Raw genomic sequence first — 1824 nt, forward strand, 5'->3', positions numbered from 1 at the left:
AGCGCGCCGGGATCACCGCGGACCGCTTCCGGGGCAGCCGCACGGGCGTGTACATGGGCGTGATGTACGACGACTACGGGGACCGCGTCCTGCACGGCGGTCCCGGGAGCGTCCCGGAGGACCTGGAGGGCTACCTCGTCAACGGCAGCGCGGGGAGTGTGGCGTCCGGTCGGGTGTCCTACACCCTCGACCTGCGCGGCCCCGCCGTGACCGTGGACACCGCGTGCTCGTCGTCCCTGGTGACGCTGCATCTGGCGGTGCGGGCGCTGCGACGGGGCGAGTGCGATCTGGCCCTGGCGGGCGGGGCGACCGTCCTGTCCACGCCGACGATGTTCGTGGACTTCTCCCGACAGCGCGGACTGGCCCCGGACGGCCGGTGCAAGACCTTCGCGGACTCCGCCGACGGCACCGGCTTCGGTGAGGGGGTCGGCGTGCTGCTGTTGCAGCGGCTGTCCGACGCCCGTCGGGAGGGCCGGACCGTGCTGGCCGTCGTGCGCGGTTCGGCGGTCGGCCAAGACGGGACGAGCAACGGGCTCACCGCCCCCAACGGGCGGGCCCAGCGCCGGACCATCGAGGACGCGCTGCGGGACGCCGGGGTCGGCCCGGACCAGGTCGACGCCGTCGAGGCGCACGGGACGGGCACCAGGCTCGGCGATCCGGTGGAGGCGGAGGCGCTGCTGTCGGTGTACGGGCGCGGTCGGGCGGAGGACCGTCCGCTGTGGTTGGGCTCGGTCAAGTCCAACATCGGCCACACCCAGGCCGCCGCCGGGGTGGCGGGCGTGATCAAGATGGTCCAGGCGATGCGGCACGGCGAACTGCCCAGGACCCTGCACGTGGAACGACCCACGACCCGGGTGGACTGGTCGGCCGGTGCGGTGCGGCTGCTCACGGAGGCCGTTCCGTGGCCGGAGGGTCCGGGGGAGCCGCGCCGCGCCGGGGTGTCCTCGTTCGGTGCGAGCGGCACGAACGCGCACGTGGTGGTGGAAAGCGCACCGGCCGACGAGGACTCCGGTCCCCTCCCCGCGACGGCTCCCGCCGGGAGTGTCGCCTGGACGGTGAGCGGCCGGGACGAGGAGGCGGTGCACGCCCAGGCGGCACGGCTGCACGAGGCCCTGTCCTCCGGCGACGACGCCCCCGCCGCCGTGGCTGGTGCCCTCGCCCACGCGAGGACGCCGCTGCGGCACCGCGCCGTCGTCCTCGGGCGGGACCGCGACGAACTCCTCGCCGGGCTGAGCGCCCTGGCCGAGGGACGCGCGCACGACGGGGTGGTGACGGGCGCCGCCTCGGACACCGAGCGCCGGACCGCGTTCCTCTTCACCGGTCAGGGCAGTCAGCGCGCCGGGGCCGGGCTCGGCCTGTACCGGGAGGAACCGGTGTTCGCGGCGGCGCTGGACGAGGTGTGCGCCGAACTCGACCGGCACCTGGACCGTCCGTTGCGGGATCTGATGTTCGCCGCCCCCGGTAGCGCGGAGGCGGCGCTGCTGGACCGGACCGAGTTCACTCAGCCCGCCCTGTTCGCGTTGCAGACCGCGCTGTACCGCCTGACCGAGCGCCGCGGGCCGCGACCCGACGTGGTGTGCGGGCACAGCGTCGGGGAGATCGCCGCCGTGCACGCCGCCGGTGTGCTGACGCTGTCGGACGCGGCCCGTCTGGTGGCTGCCCGGGGCCGACTGATGCAGGAACTGCCCGCCGGCGGCGCGATGGCGGCGCTGCGAGCCACCGAGGAGGAGGTGGCGCCCCTGTTGGCGGGACGCGAGGGCGAACTGGCGCTCGCCGCCGTCAACGGGCCCGCCTCGGTCGTGGTGTCGGGTGACGAGCCCGCCG

Annotated in this window: 1 protein-coding gene; it reads left to right on the top strand. The window is 75.4% G+C overall.

What is annotated here, in order from left to right; translation table 11 throughout:
- Positions 1–1824, top strand: a 1824-nt coding sequence (locus D471_RS0131815; protein WP_017602355.1) for a type I polyketide synthase, incomplete at both ends; no start/stop codon positions are given.

It is taken from the genome of Nocardiopsis lucentensis DSM 44048 (genome assembly GCF_000341125.1).
GTDB classification, from domain to species: Bacteria; Actinomycetota; Actinomycetes; order Streptosporangiales; family Streptosporangiaceae; genus Nocardiopsis; species Nocardiopsis lucentensis.